This window comes from Hymenobacter saemangeumensis, assembly GCF_039541835.1.
GTDB lineage: Bacteria > Bacteroidota > Bacteroidia > Cytophagales > Hymenobacteraceae > Hymenobacter > Hymenobacter saemangeumensis.
Map to the genome: position 1 here is coordinate 98840 of NZ_BAABGZ010000076.1, position 10260 is coordinate 109099.

At 60.8% G+C, this 10260-nt stretch carries 7 protein-coding genes and 2 tRNA genes; 4 read left to right on the forward strand and 5 right to left on the reverse strand.

From position 1 onward, the window contains the following. Nucleotides 1-334: 334 nt before the first annotated feature. The 5 genes from ABD919_RS19525 to mutS form a co-directional block, all read right to left on the reverse strand. Nucleotides 335-1495, reverse strand: coding sequence for a tyrosine-type recombinase/integrase (locus tag ABD919_RS19525; protein ID WP_345237745.1), 1161 nt, complete (start codon nt 1493-1495; stop codon nt 335-337). An 81-nt stretch (nt 1496-1576) separates the two neighbouring features. Further along, nucleotides 1577-1660, reverse strand: a tRNA-Leu gene (locus tag ABD919_RS19530). Beyond that, nucleotides 1643-2098 (reverse strand): HNH endonuclease signature motif containing protein, encoded by a 456-nt coding sequence (locus ABD919_RS24025; RefSeq protein ID WP_425556423.1) that lies wholly within the window; start codon nt 2096-2098, stop codon nt 1643-1645. Before ABD919_RS24025 ends, ABD919_RS19530 begins: the two co-directional genes overlap by 18 nt. A gap of 107 nt (nt 2099-2205) precedes the next feature. Continuing rightward, nucleotides 2206-2281: transfer RNA gene (locus ABD919_RS19535), tRNA-Gly, on the reverse strand. 130 nt (nt 2282-2411) lie between these two features. Beyond that, nucleotides 2412-5090: a DNA mismatch repair protein MutS gene (gene mutS, locus ABD919_RS19540; protein ID WP_345237752.1), complete on the reverse strand. Its 2679-nt coding sequence runs from the start codon at nt 5088-5090 to the stop codon at nt 2412-2414. A 293-nt stretch (nt 5091-5383) separates the two neighbouring features. Here mutS and ABD919_RS19545 point away from each other — a divergent pair, with 293 nt between their 5' ends. From ABD919_RS19545 to ABD919_RS19560, 4 genes are all read left to right on the forward strand, one after another. Then, nucleotides 5384-5929: an RNA methyltransferase gene (locus ABD919_RS19545; protein WP_345237746.1), complete on the forward strand. Its 546-nt coding sequence runs from the start codon at nt 5384-5386 to the stop codon at nt 5927-5929. A 191-nt stretch (nt 5930-6120) separates the two neighbouring features. Beyond that, nucleotides 6121-8910, forward strand: a complete 2790-nt coding sequence (locus tag ABD919_RS19550) for a M36 family metallopeptidase (protein WP_345237747.1) — start codon at nt 6121-6123, stop codon at nt 8908-8910. Nucleotides 8911-9069: 159 nt separating this feature from the next. Then, complete coding sequence (locus ABD919_RS19555; protein WP_345237748.1) at nt 9070-9501, forward strand: hypothetical protein; 432 nt, start codon at nt 9070-9072, stop codon at nt 9499-9501. Between the two features lie 9 nt (nt 9502-9510). Beyond that, entirely contained in the window at nt 9511-10185 is a 675-nt protein-coding gene (locus ABD919_RS19560) for a J domain-containing protein (protein WP_345237749.1), read from the forward strand. Nucleotides 10186-10260: the final 75 nt, after the last annotated feature.

Sequence of the window (10260 nt, forward strand, 5' to 3'; positions counted from 1 at the left end):
GGGCGCGGGCAACAGTTCAGGGGCCAACTCGACCGGGGCGTATTGTCCACCAGTGGAGACGTTCACGATAACCGGCGGATAGTGCACCGTTTCTTCTGGCCAGAAGTAGGGCCGTGGCAGCTTTTTCTTTCGTGACATAGTGCAGGGTATTAATCCAATGGCTTACGCAAACTTGGGGCCAAGTGGTGCTGTCATTTTTTGAGCTGGCCAGCTGCTGCACCAGGTAGAAACGCTGTCAAACATTCGCGCTGCGCAGCCGGCGCCCTGGGTGAATTGCTGTCACTTCCTTCGCCCTGGGGAACGCGGCCGACGCCTGCAGGCGTCGGCCGCGCTGTCAAAAATCGGGAATGGCATCAACGGCTTCCCCGTCGTGCAACGCGCCCAAGCCGCGCAGGTAGGTAGCCGTAATGCCGGCGTGGGCGTGCCGGCAATGCCGGCGGACTAGCTCAATATCATTGGTGGCCAGGTAAAGGTTCACCGCGCCGGTATGCTTGTAGCCGTAGATGGTGTGCGCCTCGTCCACAATGCCGGCCAGCCGCAAAATGCGTCGGTGGCGCAAGGGAAAGTAGTTCGGCCCGACCGGCTTCGGGCCTGGGTGCCCGTCGTGGGTGAATACGTAATAGTCCGGGGGGTACTCGCGCAAGCGGTACTGCTGAATCATTTCTTCCAGCTTGGAAGGGATAGCAATGTGTTCGGCCTGGTCGTTCTTGGCCCGCGCAGCCGGCACTAACACCGTTTTTGCGTGCAGGTCCCGCACGCGCAGCAGCCGCAATTCGCCCCCGCTGCGAATAAAGCAGTAGTAGATAAAGCTGATGTACAGCAGCATTTGGTAGTCGCCCCGGCGCTCCAGCTCAGCGCGCACGGCCGCGCGCTGCTCGTTGGAATAAGGCAGGTGCATTGGGGAGGGGGCAACCTGCAGGCGCTCGATACCCAGGCAGGGGTTTTTCGGTACGGCTTCCAGCACCACGAGCCGGTTAAACACAGTGCTCAGGGTGTTGCGGTAATGATTATAGCTCTTTGGTCCAATCAGTTCCCCGTTCCGCTTGGTGCGTTGGTTTAGGTAGGCCATAAAGCCCGCGACGTGCAGGGGCCGCACCAGCCGGACCGGCATAGTGCCCAACGTGGTATACTCTCCTTTCCCGAGTCGGCGCAGCAGCCGGTTATATTCCTCAATACCGCGCCGAAGCCGTTTCTGGTCCCGGATATACGCAATGGCTTCGCTAACCGTCACCTTCTGCCAGTCCAGCCCGCTTACGTGGTCCAGGTGGGACTTGCCGGCCGTGTACCCGTCCTTCAGGAGTTGCTTGATTTCAGCCAACTTCTTTTTTGCAGCCTGCCGGCGGGCTGACAAGGTTTTGTGCTTGTTCATGCCCGTATACTGCTTGCGCACAAATTCTCCCTTGTCGGTGTCCCAAATTCGGAAGTCAATGTACCAGCGCTTGCTTACGTCTCCGTCGGCATCGAACAGCCGGGGGATATAGTCTGAATCAAACACGGCCGCGTTGAAAAGCTGTGATAAAAATTTTTAAGTCAAGAAAAAACCCTGTTTCCAGGCTGGAAACAGGGTTTTTAAGCGTACCAGAGACGGGAATCGAACCCGTACTTCCTTACGGAAACGGCATTTTAAGTGCCGCGTGTCTACCTATTCCACCACTCCGGCATGTTTGGAAACGCTGCCGCGCTTTTGGTTCTTACCACGGTATGTATCGGTCAGCGCATGGCAATTTGGACAAAGTAAACGCAAATTTTCGATACGGTTATCAGTCCTAAACCCATTAATATGGTCCAGTTCTAATGGAATTGGCTTATTTAGCCATTGAGTAAGGCCGCACGATGAACAGCTTTTTTGCAGCAGTCCTGCTTTAAGAAGTCTGTTTTTCAGCTTAAAAGATTGGCAGGTTGAGCCGTCAACAAGAAGCTCTGCTAAGTCTGGGTACTTGCCAAAAGCCCGGTAGCGCTTCCCTTGATTCCAAGCAGCACCTGTGAAATGGCTGGTGTCAATTCCAAAGGCCTTTATTTTTTCTTGAACTGTTTTGTAGTTACCACCAGCCGGAATCAGCCCCAGCTTTACAATAAACCTGGGCCAGCGCCAAGCTATCGGCTACAGCAGCCCGCAAGGCAGCTTCGCTTACTTTGGATTGTTGGGCCATACAGCAGGATGAAAACAAAAAAGACGTTGCGGCAAAGCAACGTCTTTTTTGTTTTTGGAGCGGGAGACGAGGTTCGAACTCGCGACCTCGACCTTGGCAAGGTCGCGCTCTACCAACTGAGCTACTCTCGCTTGAGGCCGCTACCGCTGCTGCGGTGGCGAATGGTGATACAAAGGTAGGGGCGTTTTGACTCATGTCAAGCACTGAGCATGGAAATTTTCGTGCTATAGCCCTTTTTTCCTCATTCTCAGGCCGAAAAATTTAACCTTTCCCTAATACCAGCTTCAGCTCATTCAGCTTCATCAGCGCCTCGATGGGGGTAAGCGTGTTGATGTCGAGGTGTTGGAGCAGCTCGCGGATACGTTCCAGGGCCGGGTCGCTGGGCTCGAACATGCTCAGCTGCAGGGTGGGGCGCGGGGCGGTGGCCACGGCCGAAGTAGCCCGGGGCTTGGGGGCTGCGGCTCCGGCAGCATTTGCCGCGGCTGCCGCCGGGCTTAGGCCCTGCAGCACGTCGTCGAACTCCGTAGAAACATCGGCATCGACGGCGGTGCTGGTGCGCTCCTGCTCAAGGTGGTGCATGATTTCGTTGGCCCGCAGCACCACCGAGGTGGGCATGCCGGCCAGGCGGGCTACGTGAATGCCGAAGCTGTGCTCGGAGCCGCCGGCCTGCAGCTTGCGCAGGAACAGGATGCGGCCATCGGCCTCGCGCACGGCCACGTTGTAGTTGCGCACCCGCGGGCAGTCGTCGGCCAGTTGGTTGAGCTCGTGGTAGTGGGTGGCAAACAGCGTTTTTGCTTTGGCTTTGGGGTTGTTGTGCAGGTGCTCCACAATGGCCCAGGCAATGCTGATGCCGTCGTAGGTGCTGGTGCCGCGCCCAATCTCATCCATCAGCACCAGGCTGCGGTCCGACAGGTTGTTGAGGATGGAGGCCGTCTCGGTCATCTCCACCATGAAGGTGCTTTCGCCCTTGCTCAGGTTATCGGAGGCACCCACGCGGGTGAAAATCTTGTCGATGATGCCTACGGTAGCAGCATCGGCCGGCACGAAGGACCCAATCTGGGCCAGCAGCACGATAAGGGCCGTCTGGCGCAGCAAAGCCGACTTGCCGGCCATGTTGGGCCCGGTAATCACCACAATCTGCTGCTCTTCCTGGTCGAGGCAGATGTCGTTGGGAATGTAGCTTTCGCCGGGCGGCAGCTGGCGCTCAATCACGGGGTGGCGGCCGGCTTTGATGTCGAGCACGGTGCCGTCGTTCACTACGGGCTGCACGTAGCGCTGCTGCCGGGCCGTGAGGGCAAACGAAGCGAGGCAATCCATCACCCCAATGGCGCGGGCATTCTGCTGGATGTGGGGCACAAAGTCCAGGGCCGCCAGCACCAGCTCGTTGTAAATGCGCTGCTCAATCACGAACAGCTTTTCTTCAGCGTTGAGGATTTTCTCCTCGTAGGTTTTCAGCTCCTCGGTTACGTAGCGCTCGGCATTCACCAGGGTCTGCTTGCGAATCCAGGAGGCGGGCACCTTGTCTTTGTGGGCGTTGGTTACTTCAAGGTAGTAGCCGAACACCTTGTTGTAAGCCACGCGCAGCGAGGAGATGCCGGTGTTGCGCTGCTCGCGCTGCTGCAGCTGCAGCAGGTAGTCTTTGCCCGAGAAAGCCAGGGCCCGCAGCTCGTCGAGCTCGGTGTCGACGCCGCTGTTGAGAACGCCGCCCTGGTTGGTGAGCAGGGGCGCGTCGGGCTTTACTTTGGTGAGGATTTCCTCGCGCAGGCGCTGGCAGGGGTTGAGCTGGTCGGCCAGCTTCACCAGGGCTTTCACGCCGGAGCCGGCCAGCCGCTCGCGCATGGGCGCGATGGCCTCGAGGGCCCGGGCCAGCTGCAATAGCTCGCGGGGATTTACCCGGCGCACGGCCACCTTGCTAATCAGGCGCTCCAGGTCGTTTATCTGGCGCAGGTGCAGGGTAAGGTCACCGAGCAGGTCTTCGTCGGCCACCAGGGCAGCCACCGTGTCGAGGCGGCGCTGAATCTGGCTGACTTCCTTGAGGGGCAGCACCACCCACTTGCGCAGCAGGCGCGCGCCCATGGGCGTAAGGGTCTGGTCGAGAATATCGATAAGGGGCACGCCGCCGGGGTGCTGGGCCTGGGTGAGCTCCAGGTTGCGCACGGTGAAGCGGTCCAGCCACACGTACTTGTCTTCTTCCAGGCGGCCCAGGCTGGCCACGTGGCCCAGCTCGGCGTGCTTGGTTTCGGCCAGGTAGTGCATGATGCAGCCGGCCGCGATAATCCCTTCCTTGAGGTTGTCGACGCCGAAGCCTTTCAGCGACGTGGTGTTGAAATGCCGCGTGAGGGTGTCGTGGGCGTAGTCGCTGCCGAATACCCACTCATCCAGGGCATAGGTGCAGTAGTCGGGCCCGAAATGCTGCTCGAACTCGCTGCGGCTTTTCTTGCAGAACAGCACCTCAGCCGGGCTGAAGTTCTGCAGCAGCTTGCCCAGGTAGGCCCGGTCGCCCTGCGCCACCAGGAACTCGCCGGTGCTGATGTCGAGAAACGAAATACCGGCCTCCTGCTTGCCAAAGTGAATGGCTGCGAGGTAGTTGTTGGCGCGGCGCTCCAGCACGTTGTCGTGCATGCTCAGGCCGGGTGTCACCAGCTCGGTGATGCCGCGCTTCACCAGGCCTTTGGCCTGCTTGGGGTCTTCGAGCTGGTCGCAGATGGCCACGCGCTGCCCGGCCCGCACCAGCTTGGGCAGGTAGTTGTCGAGGGCATGGTGCGGGAAGCCGGCCAGGGCTACTTCCGAGGTGGTACCGGCCCCGCGCTTGGTGAGGGTGATGTCGAGAATGCGGCTGGCCGTGACGGCATCTTCGCCGAAGGTTTCATAGAAGTCGCCCACCCGAAACAGCAGCAGGGCCCCGGGGTGCTGCTGCTTCAGCTGGTAGTACTGCTTCATCAGGGGCGTGTCGAAGGCCGGGCTGGGGGTGGTATGCTCGGGACCGACGGACTTGATGACAAACTCTTTTTTGGCTCTGGACAAAACAACAGGGCGCCCACGCTGGTGGCGGGGCATCGAAGAAAGGTGAGAGAATACGGGCCGGGTAGCAGAACTTCGCGGCAGAAGGAGTTCCTGGTTTCTTGTTCCCTGTTTCTGATTGTCGTTTCAACAAGAAACAAAACCACAACAAGCACCCGGAAACCAGCAACTGGAAACTACTAAAGCGAACCACAAAGTTCGCGCTTCAGCCCATGCGAAAACTTACTATGGCGGAGTTGAACCGTGCCACGGTAGCCGACTTCAAAAGTACGCCCAAAAGCCCCGTTGTGCTGGTGCTCGACAACGTGCGCAGCCTGCATAATGTGGGGGCCGTATTCCGCACCGCCGACGCTTTTGGGCTGGAGAAAGTATGGCTTTGCGGCATTACCGGGCGCCCCCCGCAGCGTGAAATCACCAAAACGGCGCTGGGTAGCGAAGAATCAGTAGCCTGGGAGCACGCCGCAGAAACCACCAGCGCCATTGCAACCCTGCAGCAGGCCGGCTACCAGGTGGTGGCGGTAGAGCAAACCACCGGCAGTGTGCCGCTTCCTCAGTTTCGGCCCGCGGCCGGGCGGCCCGTGGCCTTGGTCATGGGCAACGAGGTATTTGGCGTCGACGACGCCGTACTGGCCATGTGCGACGCAGCCGTGGAGATTCCCCAGCTGGGCACCAAGCACTCGCTGAATGTGAGCGTAGCGGCGGGCGTGGTGCTTTGGGATGTGCTGAGCAAGCTGGGCGTGTTTGCCGCCCGGCAGTAATACAGGCAACGCCGGCACACCACAACCCGAGTATATGAAAAATGCCGGTTTTTCCCTAATTTTAGGGACGATTTTGTATTCCTCACTTAATTCCCACAATTGCCGCTTTTTACACTTCTCACATGGTAAAATTTTCCCCTTTTCCGCGGGCTTTTAGCGGTTCACTGCTAGTTGGTTCGCTGCTGGCCGGGATGGCACCCGCCACCAGCCAGGCCCAGGTAGGCGAGCCTTCGGCCCAAAGCCTGTCGTACTTCGCCAGCCAGGCCCAGCGCAATGGCCTTAGCGAAACCGATGTAGCTCAGCCGGCCATCACCAACTATTACCGGGAAGACAACGGCGTAGCCCACACCTACCTGCGGCAGCGGGTGAATGGCGTGGAAGTATTCGGCGCTGTGGGTGCCGTTCATACCGACCGTAGCGGCAAGCCGGTGTGGGCCAATCAGAGCTTCGTGCCTAATGCTACCCGCCTGGCTCCGGCTGCCACGCCTGGCCTGACGGCTGAGCAGGCCGTAGTGGCGGCTTCGGTAGCTCTGGGCCTGCCCCGCCCGGCCGGCCTCACGCTGGTGCGCGAAGCACGCCCCGCCGATGGGCTGGAGTTCAACAACGGCGGCATCTCGGAGCACAACATTCCGGTACGCCTGTTCTACTTCCCCGACCCGCTGAACCGCAGCACCCTGCACCTGGCCTGGAGCGTAACCATCGCCGAGCTCGACCAGCAGCACCACTGGAACGTGCTGGTGGACGCCCGCACCGGCCGCCTGCTCTACAAGCACGACTACGTGGTATCGGAAGCCACCACCTTCCAGCAGCTGAACAGCCGTGCCGTAAGCCAGCAGACAGCATCAGTAGGCAGCCACAGCCACGTGACGGCTCCGGCCGCCACCCGCGGCATCAGCGCCCCCAACAGCATGACGGTCTGGAAGGTGCCGGCCGAAAGCCCCCTCTCCGGCCCGCGCAGCAGCGTATCGCTGAGCGACGGCATCAACGCCTGGTCGCCTTATGGCTGGCAAACCAGCCAGGCCCCGGCAATGACGCCCCCGTTCTTCGCGGCCGTCTATGCCCGCTCCGGCTACCAGTTCACCCGCGGCAACAACGTAGCGGCCTACGACGACAACGCCAATACGGGGAACCTCTACTCCAACACCAACTCGCCGGACGGCGGCGCAACGCTGGACTTCGACTTCCCCTTCGACCCGGCCGCCAACCCGCGCCGCAACGTCAACGCCAGCGTGGTGAACCTGTTCTACTGGAACAACATGCTGCACGACGTGATGGCCTCCAAAGGCTTTAACGAAGCGTCTGGCAACTTCCAGTACAAGAACTTCGGCACCCAGGGGCTGGGCAACGACCCCGTGCGGGCCGAAGCCCAGGACGGCGGCGGCACCAACAATGCCAACTTCAGCACCCCGCCCGATGGTACGTCCGGCCGCATGCAGATGTACCTGTGGGACAACCCGCGGCGGGCTTCGCTGACCATCAGCGCCCCGGCCAGCCTGGCGGGCACCTATCAGGCCGGCTCCACCGTGTTTGGCCGCAGCCTGGTCGATGTAGGACCGGTTTGCGGTAACATGGTATTGGTGAACGACGGCGTATCGGGCAACAACGGCCTGCACGGCTGCGCCACGCCCTACGTAAACGCCGCCGCTGTGGCCGGCAAGATTGCCGTGATTATGCGCGGCGGCTGCGTGCAGCTGGGCCCCAACCGCACCACCAGCTCGTTTGCCGGCAAAATCAAGCGCGCCCAGGACAACGGCGCCATCATGGCCATTATCATCGACTCGGTAGCGACGAACACCACCATCTCCAACATGACCGGCGGCGCCGATACGGTAGGCATTCGCATTCCGGCCCTCTTCCTGCGCGGGGTAGATGGCGCGGCTGTGCGGCAGGCCCTGGCGGCCGGCACCACGGTAACCGGCTGCGCCAACGGCCAGCCCAACTTCGACGGCTCCTTCGAGAATGGCATCGTAACCCACGAGCTGGGCCACGGCATCTCCAACCGTCTTACCGGTGGCCCCAACAACTCCAGCTGCCTGGTAACCAGCGACGGCACCAACACCTTCCAGACCATGGGTGAAGGCTGGAGCGACTTCTTCGGCTTGTGGATGACGACGGCCAACGTAGCAACTACCGCTAACCCCGGCGGTGTAACCGGCGCTACCCCGCGCTTCATCGGTGCCTATGTAGTGGGCCAGCAGGCCGCTACTGGCCCGGGTATCCGCATCAAGCCCTACACCGACAACATGACGCTGAACAACCATACCTACGGCATCGTGGCTACTCCCCAGTACAACGAAACCCACAACCTGGGTGAAGTATGGGCCGGCGTTCTGTGGGACCTGAACTGGCAGTTTATCTACCGCTACGGCTTCAACCCCAATTTCCTGGCTACCAACGGGGGCAACAACGTATTCCTGAAGCTGGTGCTGGACGGCTGCAAGCTGCAGGTGTGCAACCCGGGCATGCTGGACGGACGCGACGCCATCCTGCGGGCCGACAGCATTGCCAACGGCGGCAGAAACTCGGCTCTTATCTGGACCACGTTTGCCCGCCGCGGCATGGGCTACAGTGCCCTGCAGGGCATCCGCAACCCGGCTGGCAACCCTACCCGCAACGGCATCAGCGAAGCGTTCGACATGCCCCCCGGCGTGATGCCCGCCCCGATGATGAACCCCACCACGGTGAATATCGTGACGGCCAACAAAGATGAAATTGCCGCTGCCAAGGGCAGCCTGGTGCAGGCCTACCCCAACCCGGCTCATCACCAGCTCATTGTGCGCACCCAGCTTAGCAGCACCACGCCCGTACAGATTGTACTGCGCGATGCCCTGGGCCGTGTAGCCCAGTCGACCACTGCCCCGATTGCTGACCTGCAGCGCGGCGTGGAGCTCAACGTAAGCTCGCTGGCTCCCGGCCTCTACGTGGTGCAGGTAACTACCAGCACCGGCACGTTTGCCACCAAGGTGCAGGTGCAGCACTAATACCTGCTGATTGGTAGTTGCCCGCTGCCGGACCCGGCAGCGGACAAGATGCCACCGCCCGGATTTAGTTGAATATGAAAGTCCCCTGGCTCACAAGGCCGGGGGATTTTTGTTGTAAGAGTACATTGCATTCCCAAGCGTTTAGCTGCGCTGCCCCTCATGAGCATTAGCCCACTACCCTCCCCTACCCGAGCCGATGAAGCCCTGCTGGCGCTGCGTCCCGTTATCAGCGCTGCGCCTGAGCAGGATGCTCCTTCCGCGGGGCATTTTCTGCACACTACCCTACGCCCGGTGCTGAAGCTACAAAATGAGCTGCTGCTGCAGGTAGTAGCCGATTTTGTGCACGACCACCACATGCCATTGCCCCGGCTGGCCGTGGCCGACCAGGAGCGGCAGCTGGCTGAGCTGCTGGCCCGCAACACCAAGCTGCGCTACAGCATCATTGGCCTGGTATCGGGCATGTTTACCAGTGCGGAATACCAATTCTACCGCGCCCACCGCCCGGAAATAAACCGCCGCCTGCTGGAGCTGGCGCAGCGTCGGGTGCTCGACCAGGTGGCCGAAGTAATGCAGCTCCTGAAGGCCGCCTAGCACCCGCCCATGACTCACTACCAGGCCCTCGAGCTGCCCGAAACCGCAAGCCAAGATGACATTCGCCGGGCCTACCGCCGGCTCGTGCTGCTTACTCACCCCGACCGTACACCCGACCCAGTTGCCCACGGCCGCTACCTGGCCGTAATTGCGGCTTACGATACGCTAAGCGACCCGGCCCGGCGGCAGGCCTACGACAGGACGCTGCACAGCAAGGCGTTTACTTCCGAGCTGGGTGCGTCCCCAGGCCGCCGACGGGATGCCGCTGCCCGCGGCTTCCACGCACCCCGACGGGTCGCAACGGTCACCGTTACGGACTACGATGCGGAGCACGCCCGTTTTTATCGCCTGTTCCGGCCCATATTAATTGCGGCCCTTATAATCTGCCTTGGGGTAATGGGGGACTATCTGTTGGCTCGCGAAAGCCCGGAAAGGGTGCAGCGCGCAGAATTGGAAGTCTACCATAGTGGGGGCAGCCGCCACTCCCGGAGGCAGGCGCATTATTACCTCCAATACACCACCGACCAAGGCACTTTCAACGCTAATGATGCGGACGATGAAATTCCGCCTGGAACATTATTGCTGATTAAGCGCACGCCGCTGTTCCGCACCGCTCTTGCCGCACACTACGCGCAGGCTCAGTCAAAAGGTGAGCCTATCCCGTTGTATGGGAAAGTTAGCTAACCCAAGTTGCGGGCTATAGGCCGGCTTGGTGGAGGGTGTGGGCAAAAATGAAGAGGGCAATTTTCAGGGCAAACC